Source organism: Mycolicibacterium insubricum (assembly GCF_010731615.1).
Taxonomy (GTDB): Bacteria; Actinomycetota; Actinomycetes; order Mycobacteriales; family Mycobacteriaceae; genus Mycobacterium; species Mycobacterium insubricum.
This window is the reverse complement of the sequence record NZ_AP022618.1, coordinates 1,786,977-1,806,532: the sequence shown is the minus strand read 5'-3', so window position 1 is coordinate 1,806,532 and position 19,556 is coordinate 1,786,977. Positions and strand designations below refer to the sequence as shown.

18 protein-coding genes are annotated in these 19,556 nt (G+C 68.0%); 12 read left to right on the top strand and 6 right to left on the bottom strand.

The annotated features are described in order from the left end of the window. Window positions 1-26: 26 nt before the first annotated feature. Complete coding sequence (locus G6N16_RS08665) at window positions 27-614, bottom strand: TetR/AcrR family transcriptional regulator (RefSeq protein ID WP_083032932.1); 588 nt, start codon at window positions 612-614, stop codon at window positions 27-29. 15 nt (window positions 615-629) lie between these two features. Beyond that, on the bottom strand, window positions 630-2,084 hold the full coding sequence (locus G6N16_RS08660) for a carotenoid oxygenase family protein (protein ID WP_083032930.1): 1,455 nt from the start codon (window positions 2,082-2,084) through the stop codon (window positions 630-632). 91 nt (window positions 2,085-2,175) lie between these two features. On the opposite strand from G6N16_RS08660, the gene G6N16_RS08655 reads away from it, so the two are divergent. Next, entirely contained in the window at window positions 2,176-3,615 is a 1,440-nt protein-coding gene (locus G6N16_RS08655; RefSeq protein WP_083032929.1) for an NAD-dependent succinate-semialdehyde dehydrogenase, read from the top strand. Window positions 3,616-3,657: 42 nt separating this feature from the next. Here the strand turns inward: G6N16_RS08655 and G6N16_RS08650 are convergent, their stop codons facing one another. From G6N16_RS08650 to G6N16_RS08635, 4 genes are read right to left on the bottom strand one after another with little or no spacing between them, the layout of a single operon-like run. Beyond that, a complete protein-coding gene (locus tag G6N16_RS08650; RefSeq protein WP_163787830.1) occupies window positions 3,658-5,040 on the bottom strand; it encodes an aldehyde dehydrogenase family protein in 1,383 nt (460 codons plus the stop codon). A gap of 3 nt (window positions 5,041-5,043) precedes the next feature. Beyond that, the gene (locus G6N16_RS08645) at window positions 5,044-5,739 is read right to left on the bottom strand and encodes a TetR/AcrR family transcriptional regulator (protein ID WP_234805977.1); all 696 of its coding nucleotides are present in this window, start codon (window positions 5,737-5,739) and stop codon (window positions 5,044-5,046) included. Beyond that, a complete protein-coding gene (locus G6N16_RS08640; protein WP_083032797.1) occupies window positions 5,729-7,138 on the bottom strand; it encodes an aromatic ring-hydroxylating oxygenase subunit alpha in 1,410 nt (469 codons plus the stop codon). Before G6N16_RS08640 ends, G6N16_RS08645 begins: the two co-directional genes overlap by 11 nt. Further along, window positions 7,135-7,926, bottom strand: coding sequence for an SDR family NAD(P)-dependent oxidoreductase (locus G6N16_RS08635; RefSeq protein ID WP_083032805.1), 792 nt, complete (start codon window positions 7,924-7,926; stop codon window positions 7,135-7,137). The genes G6N16_RS08640 and G6N16_RS08635 overlap by 4 nt, the downstream gene beginning before the upstream one ends. A 133-nt stretch (window positions 7,927-8,059) precedes the next feature. Here G6N16_RS08635 and G6N16_RS08630 point away from each other — a divergent pair, with 133 nt between their 5' ends. Genes G6N16_RS08630 through G6N16_RS08580 form a run of 11 tightly spaced genes read left to right on the top strand, consistent with a single transcriptional unit; the run spans window position 8,060 to window position 19,556 of the window. Next, window positions 8,060-9,328: a cytochrome P450 gene (locus G6N16_RS08630; protein ID WP_163787829.1), complete on the top strand. Its 1,269-nt coding sequence runs from the start codon at window positions 8,060-8,062 to the stop codon at window positions 9,326-9,328. Further along, window positions 9,325-10,185 (top strand): MlaE family ABC transporter permease, encoded by an 861-nt coding sequence (locus tag G6N16_RS08625; RefSeq protein WP_110810932.1) that lies wholly within the window; start codon window positions 9,325-9,327, stop codon window positions 10,183-10,185. Before G6N16_RS08630 ends, G6N16_RS08625 begins: the two co-directional genes overlap by 4 nt. A 2-nt stretch (window positions 10,186-10,187) precedes the next feature. Next, complete coding sequence (locus G6N16_RS08620; RefSeq protein ID WP_083032794.1) at window positions 10,188-11,042, top strand: ABC transporter permease; 855 nt, start codon at window positions 10,188-10,190, stop codon at window positions 11,040-11,042. Next, window positions 11,042-12,370 carry an MlaD family protein gene (locus tag G6N16_RS08615; RefSeq protein ID WP_083032792.1) on the top strand — a complete coding sequence of 443 codons (1,329 nt, stop codon included), beginning with the start codon at window positions 11,042-11,044 and terminating at the stop codon, window positions 12,368-12,370. The genes G6N16_RS08620 and G6N16_RS08615 overlap by 1 nt, the downstream gene beginning before the upstream one ends. After that, window positions 12,367-13,425, top strand: coding sequence for an MlaD family protein (locus tag G6N16_RS08610; RefSeq protein WP_083032791.1), 1,059 nt, complete (start codon window positions 12,367-12,369; stop codon window positions 13,423-13,425). The genes G6N16_RS08615 and G6N16_RS08610 overlap by 4 nt, the downstream gene beginning before the upstream one ends. 4 nt (window positions 13,426-13,429) lie before the next feature. Continuing rightward, window positions 13,430-14,563, top strand: coding sequence for an MCE family protein (locus G6N16_RS08605; protein ID WP_083032789.1), 1,134 nt, complete (start codon window positions 13,430-13,432; stop codon window positions 14,561-14,563). A gap of 14 nt (window positions 14,564-14,577) precedes the next feature. After that, window positions 14,578-15,684 carry an MCE family protein gene (locus G6N16_RS08600; RefSeq protein WP_234805976.1) on the top strand — a complete coding sequence of 369 codons (1,107 nt, stop codon included), beginning with the start codon at window positions 14,578-14,580 and terminating at the stop codon, window positions 15,682-15,684. Window positions 15,685-15,728: 44 nt separating this feature from the next. Beyond that, window positions 15,729-16,814 carry an MlaD family protein gene (locus tag G6N16_RS08595; protein WP_163787828.1) on the top strand — a complete coding sequence of 362 codons (1,086 nt, stop codon included), beginning with the start codon at window positions 15,729-15,731 and terminating at the stop codon, window positions 16,812-16,814. Then, on the top strand, window positions 16,811-18,100 hold the full coding sequence (locus G6N16_RS08590; protein WP_234805975.1) for an MlaD family protein: 1,290 nt from the start codon (window positions 16,811-16,813) through the stop codon (window positions 18,098-18,100). Before G6N16_RS08595 ends, G6N16_RS08590 begins: the two co-directional genes overlap by 4 nt. 14 nt (window positions 18,101-18,114) lie before the next feature. Continuing rightward, window positions 18,115-18,756: an Rv1363c family protein gene (locus tag G6N16_RS08585; protein ID WP_083032783.1), complete on the top strand. Its 642-nt coding sequence runs from the start codon at window positions 18,115-18,117 to the stop codon at window positions 18,754-18,756. Between the two features lie 23 nt (window positions 18,757-18,779). After that, window positions 18,780-19,556: a hypothetical protein gene (locus tag G6N16_RS08580; protein WP_083032782.1), complete on the top strand. Its 777-nt coding sequence runs from the start codon at window positions 18,780-18,782 to the stop codon at window positions 19,554-19,556.

The following is a 19,556-nucleotide window of genomic DNA, read 5'->3' as shown; positions in this document are numbered from 1 at the left end:
ACGTTCGGCGCCCGGGGCGAAGCGATCTACGCGTTGCGCAGCGCGGGCAAGACGATGGTGTCGACGACGTCCTCGACGTCGAACCGTCCGGGGACGCCGAACATCCGGCGCCCCAGCGCCAGCGAGGGCAGGACGTCGGCAATGTATTTGAGCTCCAGTGCCGACGGGTTGATTTCGCCGCGTTCCACGGCAGCGGTGATCGCCTTGCGGGTGGCGGCGATCACCGGGGCACCCAGGTTCTCCTGTACCGAGCGTGCGAAGTCCGGATCCACGGTCGCGGTGTGACCGATGGCAAGCATGAAGCCCGCCGAGCGCTTCTTGGAGTGGTCCACGGCGCGGCCGATCGCGATCAGGTCGGCGCGCAACTCGCCGGTGTCGATATCGCCGACGGGACGAACGGAGTACCGGATCGCGTCGAGGACCAGTGCCTTCTTCCCACCCCAACGGCCGTAGATGGTGGCCTTGCTGGCCCGGGCCCGGCGGGCGAGCACATCGAGCCGCAGACCCTCGTAGCCGCTTTCGGCGAGCATGTCCAGGACCACGTCCAGGATCTCCTGCTCGCGGCGCGCCTCCGCGGTGTGGCGGGCGCTCAGCGCCGAACTCACCGCGTCCACCGCGCCGCCTCCCGTCTACGCGTCTGCGAATGCCTGCCGATACAGCGGGCTATCCACACTGTAGTAGCTGCAGTGGAATCCACTGGGCACCCCAAACGGGATGACCGCGCTGGCAACGGGGCCCGAGGCGATATCGGCGGCATTGAAGACCACCAGTTCGCTCTCCCGGGAACCCTCCCTGTGCACCAGGGTCAGCGCGTAGCCGTCGAGCTCCCCCGTGCTGCCCACCCGCGGGGCGAAGATCAGTTCGCCGACGGCCGTTCCGGGACCGAAATGATAAAGGTCCTCGGCGCCGGTCCGGGTGTCTATCCGCAGCGCCGAGTCCATGCCGTCGACCCGGCCGTCGCGCGAGTGCAGGTTGCTGTTGGCGAACGCGTGCCGGCTGAGATGGGCCATCAGCCGGTCGTCGGGCCGCGGGAACTGAATGTCACGGTCGTTGATGATCTGTTCGTCGAGCGTGTCCGTCTTCGCCTGCGGGTCGATGGTCCACCGACGCAGACTCTGCCGTGTATCGGCGTGACTGGCCCGGTTGCCGTCGACGTCGGGGAACAGTGCGGTGCCCTCGGCGGCGGCCACGTCGGCGATGATCTTGCCGTCCTGTTCCCACACGTTGGCCTCGTGCAGCATGTGGCGCGGCTCGACCTCCATCCAGCGCACGTCGGCGGCGGTACCGCGCCGCGGCATCAGGCCGAGCTTGCTCGGCCGACCCGGCACCCACGCCGTCATCGGTCCGCCGCGCATCACCCGCTCCAGGCTCAGTTCAAGGGGCATCACCGGGAACACCACCCAGTTCTCGGTGACGAAGAAGGTGTGCATCATGGTCATGTGCGGCACCGGGATCAACTCGGTGACCACGGGTTTGCCGTCGAAATCGATGATGTCGTAACGGATCACGGCGTCTCCGCCCAAGCCGTGCACAGCGTTGCCGATGTTGATCAGTTCGCCGGTGGCGTAGTCGACCTTCGGATGGGCGGAGAACGTCGTGGTGATGAGACCGTCGTAAGTGTGCTCCCCCAGTGTGTCGAGGGTGCGCGGGTCCAGGGCCACCGGCGGAGCACCCTCCATCAGGGCCAGCAGCTTGCCGCCGTGGATGATGACGTTGGTGTTGGCGGTGTTGTAGCGGGTGCCCGCCGCCGCCGGATCGGTGGTCATCGGGTTGCCCAGTACGCCGAAAAGCCTGCGGCCCCGCCCCTGTTCCAGCAGGAACTTGTCGGTGCGCACCCAGCGGTTGCGCAGCGATATCCGGCCGTTCTCGATGTAGAAGGCGTAGACCATGCCGTCGCCGTCGAACCAGTGGTAGTCCTCGTCGGTGGGCGGGTAGAGCGGCTCGGCCCCGTTTCGGTAGAACACCCCGGCCAGATCCGTCGGCAGCTCACCGCGGATCACCAGGTCCGGCGCATCCACCTCCATCCTGTTGGGACAGTGATGTCCGGTCAGGAACGGGCTTTCCCGAATCAGGGTGGCATCCATGGCTTCTCCCGGCGTCAATGCACAGCTGCATACGATATTGTTTTACTATCAGTACAGAAGTGTACTGTCCGAGCGCACGAAGGGGAACACCATGATGAATGTGCCCACCGACTGCTACATCGGCGGACGCTGGCAGCCGGCGGCCGACGGGGCGACGTTCACCGTGCTCGATCCCGCCACCGGCGCGGGCATCGCCGAGGTCGCCGACGGCACCGCCGCCGACGGCCTGCAGGCACTCACCGCGGCGTCCGGTGCCGCACCCCGGTGGGCGGGGACCCCGGCGCGCGAGCGCGCGGACCTGCTGGCCGCCGCCTATCGAGAAGTCGTCGCCCGCACCGAAGAATTCGCCGCGGTGATCACCGCGGAGATGGGCAAGCCGCTCGCCGAATCCCGCGGCGAGGTGCACTACGCCGCCCAGTTCCTGCGCTGGTTCGCCGAGCAGACGGTGCGGATCTCCGGCGAGGTCCGCACCACCCCGGAGGCCGACGCCCGGATCCTGACGCTGCAACAGCCAGTCGGCCCCAGCCTGCTGATCGCACCGTGGAATTTTCCGCTGGCGATGATCACCCGCAAGATCGGGCCCGCGCTGGCGGCCGGGTGCACCGTCGTCGTCAAACCCGCCGAGGAGGCTCCGCTGGCCGCCCTGCTTCTCACCCGGGTTCTCCACGACGTCGGCGTCGCGCCGGGCGTGGTCAACGTGGTTCCCACCGGCCGCCCCGCGGACCTCAGTTCGGCCCTGCTGGCCGACACCCGGCTGCGCAAGGTGTCGTTCACCGGCTCCACGCCGGTCGGCCGGATCCTGCTGGCCGGCGCCGCGGCCAACGTGGTGCGCACCTCGATGGAACTCGGCGGGAACTCGGCATTCGTGGTCTTCGACGATGCCGACCTGGACTCCGCCGTGGACGGCGTGATGCTGGCGAAGTTCCGCAACGGCGGACAGTCCTGCGTAGCCGCCAACCGGATCCTCGTGCAGGATGGCATAGCCGAGGCCTTCACCGACAGGGTCCTGCAGCGAGTGCGCGCCATGCGCACCGGACCGGGAACCGAACCCGGAGTCGACCTGGGCCCGATGATCAACGCGCGCCAGCGCCAGCGAGTGCACCGGCTGGTGACCGACGCGATCGATGACGGCGCCCGGGCGCGGTGCGGTGCCGAGCTGCCCCAAGGCCCCGGATTCTTCTATCCGCCAACGGTATTGACCGATGTGCCAGCCGGGTCGCGCATCGCCCGCGAAGAGATCTTCGGGCCGGTGCTGGCGATCTCCACCTTCGACACCGAGGAACAGGCAGTCGCAGCGAGCAACGACACCGAGTACGGCCTGGTCGACTACCTGTTCACCAACGACCTGCGCCGCACGTTCCGGGTCGCCGAGACGCTGCAAGCCGGGATGATCGGCATCAACCGCGGGCTGGTGTCCAACGCCGCCGCACCGTTCGGCGGAGTCAAGCAGTCGGGGCTGGGCCGCGAAGGCGGATTCGAAGGCATCCGCGAGTACCTGGAGGTCAAGTACCTCGCCCTCGACAAGGGCTGAACCAGGCTCCCGCTGCGGACCGACCGGGCGGGCGGGCGGGCGTCACACCATCCGGCGCAGCAGCCGGAATCGCCGGTCCGTGTACGGCGGATAGAACATCGACGTCAGGTCCGGTCGGGTCGGCTTGGTGAGCACCGATTTCCGGTGACTGAACTCCTCGAAGCCGAACCTGCCGTGATAGGCGCCCATGCCCGACGGCCCAACACCGCCGAACGGCATCTTCGCGGTCGCCACCTGCAGCAGGAGCTGGTTGACCACCACACCGCCGGCCGGTACCCGGCGAACGACCTCTTCCCGGGTCGCCTTGGAGCCGGTGAACAGGTACGCGGCGAGGGGTTTGGGCCGCTGCCGGACGAATTCGATAGCGTCGTCGGTGGATTCGACGGTGAGTACCGGAAGGATCGGGCCGAAGATCTCGTCGGCCATCAGCGGTTCCGCCGGGTCGGGTTCGGCGACGACGGTGGGCTGGATCGTCAGGGAATCCGCGTCGGCCTCACCGCCGACGACGACGGCCCCCCTGGTGGCGGCAAGCGCTGCGGCCAGACGGGTGAATTGCCGTTCGTTGACGATGGGCAGCCCGGCGGTGGACCCCGCGCGGAATTCTGTGATGGCTGCGCGGATCTCGTCGACGAACCGGTCACGGACGGCTCGGTGCACCAGGACGTAGTCGGGGGCGACGCAGACCTGTCCGGAGTTCATCAGCTTGATCCAGGCGATCCGGCGGGCGGCGGTCTTCACGTCGGCGTCCTCGGCGACGATCACCGGGCTCTTGCCGCCCAGCTCGAGAGTGACCGGGGTCAGGTGCTCGGCCGCGGCCGCCATGATCTTGTGACCGATCGCGGTGCCGCCGGTGAACAGGATCCGGTCCAGGCCCTGCCCGATGAGATCCTGGGTGACGGAGCCGTCGCCCTCGACCACGGCCACCGCCTCGGGATCGAGGTAGCGCGGGATCAGCTCGGCCATCAGCCGCGAAGAGGCCGGGGCGAGTTCGGACGGCTTGACCACCACGGTGTTTCCCGCCGCGAGCGCACCGATCGCCGGCGTCAGGGAGAGTTGGAACGGGACGTTCCACGGGCCGACGATCAGCACCGTGCCGTACGGCTCGTACTCGATCCAGGCCCGTCCGGGCAGCTGGGTCCACTCCAGCAGCCGATGCCGGCGCCGGGTCCAGCGGCCGACGTTACGCGCGGCGTAGCGAGCCTCGTTGACCGTCGCGACGATCTCGGCCAGCCAGGTTTCGAAGGGCGTGCGGCGCAGATCGGCGGCGACCGCGTCCACGATGGCGTCGCCGTTGGCGCTGAGCATCTCGGCGACCCCGCGCAGTTGACTCCGACGCCAGCCGACATCGAGGGTTCTGCCGGTGTCGAAGGTCTGCCGCAGCCGGTGCACCGTCGCCGCCGCGTCGCTGTTCTGGGCGGTGGGCATCGGTTAGGGCGCGCGATCGGGCTCGTCGAGGAGCAGGCTGCCGAACAGTTCGTTCATCGAGTCCATGGCGGCGACGTCGGTCTGGGCTGCGGCGTGGGCGAAGCCGTCGACGATCGCGATGACCATTCCCACAACGGTTTCGGTGTCCAGGTCGGCGGGGATGCGGCCCGCCCGTTGTCCGGCGGTCACCGCCCGCGCCACCGTGCTCGACATGGCCTGGGCCTGCTTGGCGAACGGCGCGGACAACTCGGGATGGCGCCGGGCGTCAATAGGTGCGGTGGCCACGAAGCCGGCCAGCTCCGGCGATTCGTGGTTGATCCGCATCGATTCGGCGAGCACCGCCCGCAGCAGGCCGCGCACCGAGTGCGGGCCGGCCAGCACCTCCACCGAGCGCGCGATGATTTTTCCGTACACGTAGTCGCAGACGGCGTCGAAGAGACTGCTCTTGGTCCCGAAGTGGTAATGCAGCGAACCTGCGGTGACGCCCGCCATCTCCGCGATCAGGCTGTTGGTGGCCGGTCCGTAGCCGTACTGGGCGAAACACCGGCAAGCCGCGTCGAGCACCCGCTGACGGGTGTCGCCACTGTCGGTCCCCGCCGGTCGCCCCGGTCCCGATCGCGTGCTGGTGTCCTCGCTCATCCCGATATCATCGCGCAGCGCGGTGATCCGCGGGACACTCGCGGGCAGTTCAGTGGTCACCGGCGATGTACCGATCGAGGTCCTGGTGAAATTGACGGATCCGCACTTCCTGGTAATTGGCCAGCGTCACACCGGGTTTGGTCATCGACCGCAAACCGCGTTGTACCTGGGGCATGTTGGACAAGTCCTGGTTGAACACCGCACACAGTCCGCCCAGCTCCGGCGCGGCGCTGTAGTCCTCGTCGGGCCCGAGCCAGTGGATCGGGGTCGCCTGCGGTTTGGGCACGCCCGGCGGCAGCGGGATCAGCAGCATGATGTCGAAGATGCACCGGTCCGGATCGTTGCCGTAGGGACGGAACCGATAGGTCAGCGGCGCACCGATACCCGCCCACGGGACCATGTTGGGAAACATGAAGTACTGGATGGCATCGACGATCTCCGAGTCGCTGGTGCCCGACAGGTCGGCGCCGGTGTTCTTCGCCAGCTCGTCGCGCATCGCCGCAGCGACGATCGGGCGTGCCGATTGGCCCTCGGGCACCTCGAACGCCCCGACACCCTCCGGCAGGAAATCCCGGAACATCGCGTCGAGTACGTCCTGGGGCTCCAGCGGTTCCAGATGCGGGCTGGTCGTCGCCTGCGGCGTGATCATCCGGTTGAACCCGGGCAGGCCGTCGGACCGGGTGTAGACGTCGTACTGTGTGTTGGCGTCGCCGAGGTACTCCAGCAACTGGGGATGCGTGGCGATCACATGGTAGGACTCCAGGAAGGCCTCCATGCCGACCTTCCAGTTGCAGTCGATGACCTTGGCGACGTGCACCGCCTTGTACCGGTCCTGCAGGCGGAACGGCGCGAGATGCTGCTCCAGGTCACCGAGGTAGTCCGAGAGCGGGGCGGAGTCCGGGTCGGGGTTGACGAAGACGAAGCCGGCCCAGACGCCGGTGCGGGCCTGCGGAAGCGCAAATTCCGCGTCGTCGACATGCGGGAAGTCCCACCGCCCGGGCACGTCGGTGAGGTCGCCCTCCAGGCTCCAGGTGAATCCGTGGAAGGGGCAGCGCAGCTGGTTGACCCGGCCCGCGTCGTCGCACAGTCGGGTGCCGCGGTGCAGGCAGGAGTTGTGGAATGCCTTGATCTCCCCCGCGGCGGTGCGGACCACGATCAACGACATGTCGGCCAGGTCGTAGACGTGGTAGTCCCCCGGCTCGGGGATGTCCTCCTCGCGGCACGCCAGCTGCCAAACCTTGCGCCACATCCGATCCACCTCGAGGCGGTGGAACTCCGCGCTGTAGTAGCGCTCCTTGTCGATGTCGGCGGAGCCGAGGAATTCATACGATTCCTCCCGCAGCGGTGCCGGTACCTCGCGGGTGTCCTCGGCGAGCAGGCTCTGCACGGTCGGGCCGGCCGATCGTGCCTGGCCCGGAGCGGTCGCGTCGGGGCCGGTCCTGCCGGTCGTCTGGGTCACAGTGTCTCCTCCGTCTGAGGTCCGGCCGCCGATCCCGCCAGGTAATGCGCCACGGCGGTCCCGATGAATGCCGATCCGTTGATGCCCCAACCGCCGTCGACGTAGAGCACCTGGCCGGTGATGTAGCCGGCCCGCGGTGAGGCGAGGAAGGCCACCGCATCGGCGACGTCGTCGGGTTCGCCGAGCCGGCCCAGCGGCATCGATGCGCCGATGGCCGACCGCAGTCCCGGATCGGCGAACTCACCGGCGGTGCCGTCGGTGAGAATCAGGCCCGGGCCCACCGCATTGACCCGGATACCCAGCGGCGCATACTCGGTCGCCATCTGTTTGGTGAGGGCGACCAGCGCCGCCTTCGACGCCGGATAGATCCCGCGCCCGGCGCCACCGAGTTCGGCCAGCACCGAGGTCAGGTTGACGATCGCGCCGCCGGGCGCGAAGCGATCCAGCAGTGCGCGGGTGACCAGCCAAGTGCCCAGGACGTTGACCCGCAGGACCGCGTCGACCTCTGCGACGGTGCTCTGCGCCAAGGTGTTCGACCTCCAGATCCCGGCATTGTTGACCAGGACGTCGATCGTGGAGTCCGCACCCACCGCGTCGGCCACCGCCGCCACCGACTGCTCGTCGGTGACGTCGCAGACCACCGCACGGCCGCCGGTCGCGGCCGCCACCTCGGCGGCCGCGACCGGGTCGATGTCCACCACCACGACATCCGCGCCGGCGGCGGCCAGACGCTCCGAAATGGCGCGGCCGATGCCCTTGCCCGCGCCCGTCACCACTGCTGTCGGCACCGAATCCCCGCTTTCCCGACGTTCCGCCCGAGGGTTGATTTATGGTCCACGTCACTATTATATTGGTCCACCAATTAGTCAAGAGGGCAGCCCAAACCCCTGGCGGTTCGCCCGATCAACCCTGGAGAAGGCCTTGACCGACATCAGCAGCCCACCCGCCACCTGCCCGATCGCGTCGTTCGATCCGCTGGATCCGCGGACGATGCAGGAGCCCCACCCGTGGTACCGAGCACTGCGCGCGGAAGAACCCGTGCACTTCGTCCCCGAGCGGGGAATGTGGTTCGTCACCTCGCGGGAGCTGGTGTCGACCGCGCTGAACAACCACGAGGTGTTCTCGTCGGCCTTCGGCCTGCCGCAGATGCCGCCGCCGGCCTCGGTGGCCGCAGAGGTCGAGGCACTCAAGGAACAGGGCTGGGACATGATCCCGACGCTGCTCACCGCGGACCCGCCCGAGCACCACTACTACCGCCGGATGGTGTCCCGCGCGTTCACGCCTCGCTTCGTCGCCCAGCGCGAGCCCGCGATCCGCGACATCGTCGACGAACTACTCACCGCGTTGCCAACCGGCGAGCCGGTGGAGATCATCGAACAGTTCGCCGCGCCGCTGCCGCTGCGGATCATCGCCCAGGCGCTCAATGTCGCCGACGACCGGATCGACGACTTCCGCCGCTGGTCCGACCAGTTCGCACTGACCATCGGCGCGGAGATCGACGACGCCGGCGCCCTCGAGCAGGCCCGCAGCCTGCTGGAGTACCAGCGCTACTTCGCCGCCGAACTCGAGGATCGCCGCACCAATCCGCAGGACGACCTGCTCACCGGGCTGGTGCAGGCCTCCAACGCCAACGACGACGAGCCACTGACCACCGGCGCGGCGCTGAGCATCATCCAGCAGATCCTGATCGCGGGCAACGAGACCTCCCGCAAGCTGATGACCGGCACCCTGCACCAGCTGGCACTGAACCCGCGGTGGTGGCGCTGGCTGCAGCAGGACCCCGACGCCCACGCCGACCTGCTGGTCGAGGAGGCACTGCGCTTCCTGACACCGGTGCAGTCGATGTTCCGCATCACCAAGGCCGAAGCGGTCCTGGGCGACTACACGATTCCGGCCGGCTCGCTGGTCGTGCTGGTCTTCGGTTCGGCCAACCGCGACGAGTCGCAGTACGACGACGGCGAGGAGTTCAACCCGCAGCGACCGAACGCCCGAACACATCTGGCGTTCGGCCAGGGTATCCACGCCTGCATGGGCGCCGCACTGGCGCGGCTGCAGGCCCGAATCGCGTTGGCGGAGATCGGCCGCCGGTTCGCCACCATCGAGCTCTCCGCCGACAACGACTACGAGTACGAGCCGAGCTTCATGCTGCGTGGCCTCAAGCGGCTCAACCTCATCTTCGGGGCCCACTGACCGTGACACCCGGGGTTGCGGATATCGAGACCGCGGCAACAGATCGGGTGCTGCGTTGGGGGCAGGGGTATCTGGACCGACACCCCCTCGCCTCGCTGCGAACCGTCGGCGGTCAGTGCGTGCTCGCGGTGCGCACGGTCCAGTATCTGGCCGCCGATCTGGTGCGGGGCCGCTTCCCGTTCTGGGAGTTCGTCGACCAGGCCGTGTTCATGGCGCGTACCGCCGTGGTGCCGACGTTGTTCATCGCGGTGCCCATCAGCGTCACGCTCGCCGTCCAATTCAGCCTGCTTGCAGGACAACTCGGCGCCACCGCACTGGCCGGCGCGGCCAACGGGCTGGCCGTGATCAAACAGGGCGCACCGCTGGTCGCGGCGATCCTGATGGCCGCCGCCGTCGGCTCGTCGATGAGCGCGGACCTGGGCGCCCGGACCATCCGCGACGAAACCGATGCCATGGAGGTCATGGGGATCTCGGTGATCCGCCGCCTCGTGGTGCCCCGGCTGGCCGCCGCCGTGCTGGTGTCGGTGGCGCTGACCGGGTTCACCTGCTTCATCGGGTTCCTCGCCGGTTATGCGTTCACCGTCATCCTGCAGGGCGGCACGCCGGGCAGCTACACCACGACGTTCTCGTCGTTCGCCACCGTCGACGACCTCGTCCTCACCCTGATCAAGGCCATCGTGTTCGGCGTCATCGTCGCCGTCATCGCCTGCTACAAGGGCCTGGACACCCGGGGCGGTCCCGCCGGTGTGGCGAACTCGGTCAATGCCGCTGTCGTCCAGTCGATCCTGCTGTTGCTGCTGGCGAATGCGCTGATCAGTCAGATGTACCTGGTGTTCTTCCCGAAGACGAGTTTCTGACGATGGCCGCCACCTACCTGCCATTCGGTGTACGTCCGCTGGCCCTGGCCGCGCGCAGCACGCAGTACCAGATGCTGCGCAACGGTCACATCGTCGCGTTCTTCTTCCGCACCCTGGCCGGGATCCCGGTCGTCATCAAACGCTACCCCCGCGAATTCCTCCGGCTCTCTTCCGACGTCACCTGGGGCAACGGGTCAATCGTGGTCGGTGGCGGCACCGCCGGCGTGGTGCTGGTGGTCGGCGCGGCCGCGGGCGCGGTCGTCGCGATCGAGGGTTTCAACGCTCTCAATCTCCTGGGCCTAGGCCCGGCGACCGGCCTGCTGACCGCCCTGGCCAGTGTTCGGGAGCTGGCGCCGATGATGACGGCACTGGCATTCGCGATCCAGGCCGGTTGCCGCTTCACCGCGCAGCTGGGATCCATGCGCATCTCCGAGGAGATCGACGCACTCGAATCGGTGGCGATCCACCCGATCCCCTATCTGGTGACCACCCGGGTGCTGGCATCGGCGATGGCGGTGATTCCGCTGTTCGTCGTCTGCCTGGCGCTGAATTTTCTGGTGTGTCAGCTGGTGGTCTTCCTGGCCAGCGGCCAGGCCTCGGGCACCTACCTGCACTACTTCACGCTCATGCTGAGTGGACGCGACATGGTCTTCGCGGTGATCAAAGTGGCGGTGTTCGTGGCGATCATGTCCACGGTGCAGTGCTACTACGGCTTCTACGCCGCCGGCGGCCCCCAGGGCGTGGGTATCGCCGCGGGGCGTGCGATGCGCCTGTCCATCACGCTGATGGTCGTCACCAACATGATGCTGACCATGGCGTTCTGGGGCGTCGATTCCGGCGGAAGGCTCGGTGGCTGATGCCCAATCCGTTCGAGCTGGACGGCCGCGGCCCCTCCGAGCGCGCGCTGACCATCAGCTGCGTGATGTTCCTGGTGGTGACGGTGATCGCCGGTGCGGTGATGTTCGCGAAGTCGACCGGATCTCTCGACGAGCGCGTCCAGATCACCGCGCACCTGCCCAGCGTCGGCGACGGCCTGCCGCCCAAATCCGACGTCAAGTACCACGGCGTCCTGGTCGGTGCGGTGCGGTCGGTGACGCCGGCGCTCGGCGGCGGCGACAACGTCGTCGACATCGACCTTCGCCCGGACCAGGTGGCCAACATCGCCAACACCGTCACCGCCCGCATCGTTCCCGGCAACGCGTTCGCGGTGTCCACCGTCCAGCTGGTGGACAACGGTGTCGGCCCGGCCATCCGGGCCGGAGACGTCATCCGCCAGGACACCACGCTGCCGACCCAGCTGTTCCAGACCACCCTGGCCAAGGTTCGTGAGCTGGTGGCCGCCGTCGGCCGGCCCGAGACCGACCACACCCTGGGCATCTTACGGGCCATCGCCGACGCCACCGCGGGCAAGGGACCCGAATTGACCTCGGCGGCACAGGGACTCAACCGGATCGTCACCGAGATGAACGACCTGCGGACCGACGACTCGGGCCCGCCCACCCTAACCACCTGGAACTCCGCGCTCGACGCCCTCGGCCAGACCGCGCCGGAGCTGCTCGACTCGCTGCAGAACGCGGTGAAGCCGATGCGGACCATCGCCGAGCAGAACGCGGCGCTGACGAATCTGCTGACCGGGGCCAACCACACCGTCGGCACCCTGGACACCGCTATCGACAACCACATCGACCAGTTGGTGGGCATCACCACCGACCTCACCCCGGTGATCGGCGTGCTCGCCGACCGCTCCGGGAAGTTCCCCGCCGTCGCCGTCGGCATCAACAACGTGGTCAACGGTTTCTTCGACGAGATGTGGACACGCACCAATCAGAAGGTGACGTTCACCTTCAAGCTGGTCATCTCGCTGACGCCGCTGCGCATCTACAACCGGACCGACTGCCCGATGTACGGCGACCTGCGCGGCCCTAGCTGTGACACCGCGCCCGAGGGCATCCCGGTGGTCGACACCCACAACCTGCCCGACCCCCGCGCCTACGTCGCCCCGCCCGGAATCACCCTGCCCACCCCGGCCAACCCGGCCGAACAGCTGCTGCAGACGCCCCTGCAGACACCACCGGAGCCGCAGACCCCGCCGACCTTCATCCCCGGACAGCGCGGGGCCGAAGCGGCTCCCGCCGCACCGGCAGCCGAAACTCCCTCCGCCGAACAACCTTCGGGGACACCATGAAAGCCCGCGCCCGCAAGTTCGCCTGGCTCGCACTGTTCATGACTGTCTGCCTGTCGCTCACCTGGACGATTCTGGTGACGCTGCGCCGCGAGGTGGCCGGCGAGGCGTTCACCTACACGGCGAAGTTCACCGATGTCACCGGCCTGCGGGAAGGATCCGACGTGCGGGTGGCCGGCGTGCGGGTCGGCCGGGTCGACGCGGTCACCCTCGACGACCCGGGCGCCGACCGGGACGCTGTGGCCACGGTGCGCTTCCGGGTGCAGCGCGATCAGCCGCTCTACGGCAACACCAAGGCCTCGGTGGTGTACCAGAACATCATCGGCCAGCGGTACATCGGACTGACGATGGCCGACTTCGGCCGGCCCGAGCGGTTGGCCGACGGCGCCGAGATCCCCGTCACGCACACCGAGCCGTCGTTCGACGTGACCAATCTGCTCAACGGGTTCGAGCCGATGTTCACCCTGCTCGACAAGGACAACCGCGGCAACCTGTCCACCGCGTTGATCAATGCCCTGCAAGGCGATTCCGACTCGGTGGTGATGCTGGTGGCGCAGACCTCGGACCTGGCACGGTCCCTGGCAGGCCCTGACCAGGTCCTCGGCCGGGTGATCGACAGCCTCAATGCGGTGACCGCAAACCTGGCGACGCGCGGCACCCAACTGGAGACCACGCTGACCCAAATGCGTTCGGTGATCGCCGGTCTCAACGCGCACCGTGCCGAGCTGGTGGATTCCACCGGCGCCATCACCACCGTCACCGCGCGACTGGCGGCGATCATGACCGCGACCGAACCCGAACTGGACGCCATGCTGACCCGCCGGCCCGGGATGCTCTCGACGATGGTGGCGCAGCGCGACGGCTGGACCACCCTCGGGTCGAACCTGCCCGCGGTGCTCAAGGGCCTGTCCCGGATCACCGGGGACTCCACGGCGATGAGCGCCATGCCGTGCGACTTCAACTTCACCCTGTTCAATTTCCTCAAGCCGATCATCCCCAGCATCGTCAACGCGGCCACCCCCGGCGGCCAGCGCAAGTACACCGCGAAGTGCAGGTGACCCGATGATCGCTCGCAAGGAAGCCGAAAACCCGGGACGAACACCACGGTTGTGGCGGCGCATCACCGAGCGCCGCACCGCCGGGACCGTCGCGGAGTCCACCGGGCACCGGCGGCCCCGCGCACTGGAGGACCGCAACACCGCGGTGATCGGCGCCGTCGCGCTGGCGGCGCTGGCCGCGGTGATCGTCGCGAGCACCGCGGTGAACTCCCTGCACCTGGGCAAGCGCACCTACACCGCAGAGTTCCTTCAGGTCGCCAGCCTGCGGCCCGGTGACCAGGTGAACGTCGCCGGTGTCCCGGTCGGCATCGTCAGCGCCACGAAGCTGGCCGTCGACCGCGTCCTGGTGACCATGAAGCTCGACAGCAACCTTCGTCTGGGCACCGACACCAAGGCCGCCATCAAGCTGACCACCGTGCTCGGCGCCCGCTACGTCGAGTTGCGCCCCCGGGGCGCCGATCCGCTCCCGGGAAACCGGATCTCGCTGACCCACACCACGGTTCCCTACGACCTGCAGAAGCTGCTGTCGGATTCGACGACGACCTTCGAAGACGTCGACGCACAACGCTTCGCCACGTCGATGCGGACCCTGTCCGGACAACTCACCGGAGTGCCCGCCGTGCTGCCCGACGCGCTGGCCAACGTCGAGAACCTGTCGGCGATCATCGCCGAGCGGCGCGGGCAGATCTCGGATCTGCTCCGCAACACCGCCCGCGTGTCCACCATCCTGGGCGGCCAGCGTGATGATCTGGCCGCCCTGGTCGAACAGGGCCACGAACTCACCGGCGAGATCATCGGACGCCGCGCCGCCGTCGAGCGACTGCTTGCCGCCGCCACCACCTTGATCACCACCGTCGAGGACGTCGTCCACGGCAACGGTGACGACATCGACCAGCTGCTGAGTGATCTGGCGCAGGTGACCGCGATGCTCGGCGACCACGACGACCTGCTGCGCAATTTGTTCCAGATCATGCCGGTGGCCATGCGCAATGCCGCCAACGCGACCGGAACGGGGCCGTTCCTGGACTTCATGCTGCCCGGTGGACTGATGGTGGACTCCTGGATGTGCGCCATCAGCGGCCGTGCCGAGCAGTGGAAGTGGCCCGAACGCTACCAGTACTTCAAGGACTGCGAATGAGACCGGGACCGCACTTGACACGAAGAACCGCGATCCTGGCGGTGGTGATGACCGCGGTGGCGATGGCCGTCACGGGTGCCTACGTGCTGCGTCCGGGTGCGGCGGCTCCGCTGCGGTTCACCGCGCAGTTCGACAACGCCATCGGCCTGTACGTCGGCAACGACGTCTCGGTGCTGGGCATGCCGGTCGGCCGGGTGACCTCGATCGAGAACCGCGGCAACCACGTCGCGGTCGGAATCGAGGTCGATCCGGGCAACGACATCCCGGCCACGGTCTCCGCGGTCACCGTCGGAACCTCCATCCTCACCGACCGGCACATCGAACTCACCCCCGCCTATTCCGGCGGCCCGGTACTGGATCAGGGCGCCGTGCTGGGGCCGGAGAAGACCAGAACACCCATCGAGTTCGACCGGGTGCTCAAGATGGTGGACAAGCTCGGCAGCGCAATGGGCGGCGACGGCACCGGCCAGGGACCGCTGGCCGATCTGATGACCGCGACCCACGACATCACCTCCACCAGCGGGCCCGACATCAAGCGGGCGCTCGCCGGGCTGTCGGAGGCGCTGCGCACCGGAGCCGACGGCGGCGCCGCGACCAAGCAGAACCTCGACGCCATCATCACCAACCTGTCCACGCTGACCGACGGTGCGGCCCGCAACGAGACCCAGATCCGTGAATTCGGCTCCTACATCCGGCAACTCACCGATCTGCTGGCATCCGAGAACATCGGCCAGGGCGCTACCGGACGGCGGCTCAACAACCTGCTGGGCCGGCTCAACGACATTCTGGGCACCAACGGCGACAACCTGCGCAACAGCATCTCCAGCAGCGCCCGGCTCAGCCGCGCCCTCGTCGACTACCGCCGTGAGCTGGCCGAGGTGTTCGACGTGGCGCCACTGGCGATCGACAACGCCGCCGGGGCCATCGATATGGAGAACGGAATGCTGCGCGTCGGCGCCCATTTCGACAATGTGTTCTTCGACAGCTCGATGACCAAGGAGGTCTGCAACATCCTCGGTCTGCGTCAACTGGGGTGCCGCACCGGATCGATCCGGGATCTGGGGCCCGATTTCGGGATCACCAGCGTGCTCGACGGGCTGACGAAGTTGGGGGACCGATGAATTCGCGACCGAACCGGGCGGTTCACATCGGTGTCGGAGCCGTAGTGGCCACGCTCGCGGTGGGCTGCTCGGCCGGGGTGGAGGAGCTGCCGCTGCCCGCCCCCGGGCTCAGCGGGCCGACCTATGTGCTCGAGGCGGAGTTCACCAACGCCCTCAATCTCCCCGACCGGGCGAAGGTCCGCGTCGGCGGCGCCGACGTCGGCGAAGTCGTCGGGATGAGCGCCAAGGACTACACCGCCGTCGTGCAGATGCGGATCCTCGACGGTATCCGGCTGCCCAAGGGCACCACCGCCGAACTACGTTCGGCGACCCCGCTCGGCGACGTGTTCGTGTCCCTGAAACCGCCGGCGACACCGGCCGGCGACGCACGCACGCTCGGCGCCGGCGACCGGATCCCGCAGCAATCCACCACCGCCGCGGCGACCATCGAGCAGGTGCTGGCCACCACCTCCCTCATCGTCAACGGCGGCGTCATCCGGAACCTGACCCGGGTGCTCAACGGTGTCGGCGGGGCACTCGGCACCCAGGGCAAAGGACTCACCAGCCTGATCCACGAGTCCCGCGCCCTGGTGTCCATGATGGCCAACCGCTCCGACGAGATCCGCACCATGCTCGACCAGACCGCCCGGCTCGCCGACGAACTCAACGCCCGTCGGGACACCATCAACGACGTCCTGGACTCCGCAACGCCCGCACTGCTGACCCTGGCGGACAACACGTCGGCGATCGTGGGTCTGGTCAACCAGCTCGGTGCGGTGACCACCCAACTGCAGAAGTTCCCGGCGATCGCCGGCACCGACACCCGCAGCTGGATCCGCGACCTGAACACCCTGTCCAACGCGTTCAACGAGACCTCCACCGACCCCCGGGTGACCATGGCTAACTTCCTGCGGTTCCTGCCAGCCGCACTGAAACTGTTCGGCAGCAACGCCGCGGCCGCCGACGTCGACCTGCAGCAGGTCGCGATCGGGCACATCCCCGACATGAACCACTACGCCGATCCCGGATTCACCGGACCCAAATGGGCCAACTGGGACAACATGGTCGGCTCGGTCCGGTTCGTGCTGACCCAGCTCGGCGACCGGGTGTGGGGACCCGAGCGCGGCAGAATCTGGGGGCCGCCGAAGTGAGCATCCGCAACGCGTTCGATCCGGTGGCCGCCGTCGCCATCCGGGCGGTGCAGTTCGTCACCAGGCACAAGCTGATCCTGTCGGTCGTCGGGCAAGTCCTCCTCGTGGTGGTCGGCGTCACCTACCTGGCCTTCGGCGCGTTGCGGATCAACCCGTTCGATCGGCAGATCACCGTCCGGGTGGACCTCGCCGAGTCCGGCGGGCTGCTACCCGGCCAAGACGTCACCGTACGAGGGATCCCGGTCGGCCGGGTCACCGCGGTCGACGTCACCGCAAACGGGGTCATGGTCACCGCCATGATCGACAGCAAGACCCGTATCCCGTTGGCCGACACCGCTGTCCGGGTGTCGGGCCTCTCCCCTGCCGGCGAGCAGTATCTGGACTTCGCCCCGCAGCACACCGACGGCCCGTACCTGGCCGACGGTACGGTCATCGATCGCAGCCACACCGAGGTCCCGGTACCGCTGTGGCGCCTGCTGACCAATGTCGACGGTGTGCTGGCCCAGGCCGACCCTGAGCAGATCCGTTCGGTGATCGACGAACTCGGGGTCGGCGAGCAGGGGCCGGAGAAACTCCGGGACCTGTTCAACGGCACGCAGGTGCTGCTCAACACCCTCGACGGCGTCCTGCCGCAGACCATGACCCTGCTGCGCAGCAGCCGGCCGGTGTTCAAGATCTTCGACGACTCCCAGCACGGCATGCAGGTCATGTCGCACAACCTCGCCGGGACGCTGAGCGCCCTGGGCAACAAGGACGAAGGCGTCCGGACGTTGCTCGCCAAGACGCCCGATCTGCTCAAGTCGGTGGATCAGGTGATCGACAACAACTCCGACACCATGGTGCAGTTGCTCGGCGATCTGGCGACCGTCTCCCAACTGTCCCGGGTACGGGTTCCGGCACTGGACCGCATGTTCAACGACGACCGCCAGCCGCTGCTCGACGGTATCCGCTCGCTGATGCACGACGGCGCGATCTGGGCGATCGCCGACATCTATCCTCGGCCGCTGTGCGACTACCCGCACCAGCGCGACGTGCCGTTCATCCCGAACTATCCCGAGCCCTACCTGTACACCTACTGCCAGAACCAGGATCCGAACCTGCTGGTCCGCGGTGCCCGCAACGCGCCCCGGCCACCCGGAGACGACACCGCCACACCCCCGGAAGGCCTGGATCCGCTGCGTCGCTCAGATCCGACACCGATCACCGATCACACCATCAAAACGCCCTACGGCGGGCCGATTCTGCCGCCGGAGTCCCAGCCGCAGCGCCAGGGCGGACAGTGGTGAGAGATGAGGACACAATGACCGGCACCTACATGATCGACCGTAGCGACGTCGAAGAACCCGACGACATCGACGCCGGCGAGCTCGACGACAGCGACGTGTACGACGCCGCCGACACCGATGCGGGCGACTGGGTGGACGTCGACGATCCCGACGCGGGCATATCGGCGCGCGGTGTCACCCGCTGGACGTGGCCGGTGCGGCTGGTGACGCTGGCGGTCGTCGCCGTACTGGGCGCACTCACCGGGTTCTTCGGCTGGCACTATGCCCGCGACCACAAGGCCGCCGCCGCCGCCGGTGCGGCGCTGGCCGCTGCGGACGCCTACGCCGTGACCCTGACCTCGGTGGACCCCGACACCCTGGACGCCAACTTCGCCGCCGTGCTCGACGGCTCCACCGGCGAATTCCACGACATGTATGCCAAGTCCAGCGACCAACTGCGCAAGCTGCTCATCGACCACAAGGCAACCGGTCACGGTGTCGTCGTCAACTCCGCGGTGAAGTCCGCCGGTCCCGACGAAGCGGTGGTGCTGCTGTTCGTCGACCAGACGGTCGCCAACACCGAGGTCCGCGATCCGCAGGTGGACCACAGCCGCATGGTCATGACCATGCGCAACGTCGACGGCCGATGGAAGGCCGCCAAGGTCGAACTTCCCTGATCTGCACCGAAAGGAACCCTCCGATGAGCACGTCACACACCACTGCCGCCCGGTCGTCTGCGACACCGCCGGTTATCGACCTGCCGATCGGTGCCGCGAGAACCGGTGCCGCGCCCACGAGGCCGGCGCCGGCGGAGGCAACGATCGGCCCGGTGGCCATGCTGCGCAACGAGCTGCTGATCCACTCGATGCTCAAGCGCGTCGCAGATCTTCCCGAAACCGTGTTCCTGCCCATGCTTCGGCTGGTCACCGACGACCGCGCAGCCGTCGACACGCAGTGGAATGCGCTGCGTGCTCGTCGTCGCCGCCGCGGGCTGTTCGAGAGCCCGCGGCGCTCGTGGGAACGTCAGTACGGTCAGTTCGTCGCCGAATTGGAGTGGGTGAGCACCGAACTGCTGCACGATCTGCCATTCGAGGCGGTGAACGAGCTGGTGTCCGACGCCGTCGCCAACCGGCTCCGGCACTGGTTGCGGTTCATGATCCCGATGTTCAACTCGGTGAAGTTCATCCCGGCGTCGTGGTACGCGCCGGTGATGGATATGGGCGTCGGGATATCGACGTTCCTGGTGGGCCCGATACGGCGTACCGGCGAGGAATCCGACGGTACCCTCGTCTACGAGATCCCGGAATGCGCCATGCACACCGTCGTCGGCACCCACACGGCGCAGGAGAACTCCTGCCTGATGGGCTGCAAGGCGGCCTGCGAGAAGGTGTTCCACGCCGGTGGACCCATGCCGCTGGAATTCGACCCGCATCTCCCCGGCCTTGGCTGCACCCTACGCGTCCACCGCGCCCACTGA